This window comes from Streptomyces katrae, from assembly GCF_000966975.1.
Lineage (GTDB): Bacteria > Actinomycetota > Actinomycetes > Streptomycetales > Streptomycetaceae > Streptomyces > Streptomyces katrae.
This window is the reverse complement of the sequence record NZ_JZWV01001667.1, coordinates 1-217: the sequence shown is the minus strand read 5'-3', so window position 1 is coordinate 217 and position 217 is coordinate 1. Positions and strand designations below refer to the sequence as shown.

1 protein-coding gene is annotated in these 217 nt (G+C 71.4%); it reads right to left on the bottom strand.

Annotated elements, in window-relative coordinates; translation table 11 throughout:
• On the bottom strand, positions 1-217 hold a 217-nt coding region (locus tag VR44_RS39950; protein WP_045952603.1), incomplete at both ends, for a hypothetical protein.

The following is a 217-nucleotide window of genomic DNA, read 5'->3' as shown; positions in this document are numbered from 1 at the left end:
GCCTGGGTGTGGCCGATGTTGGACTTGAGGGATCCCAGCCACAACGGCCGCTCCCGCGACCTGTCCTGACCGTACGTCGCCAGGAGTGCCTGTGCCTCGATGGGGTCGCCGAGGGTGGTGCCGGTGCCGTGTGCCTCGACCACGTCGACGTCGGCCGGGGAGAGTCCGGCGTTCGCGAGGGCCTGGCGGATCACCCGCTGCTGGGCTGGGCCGTTGG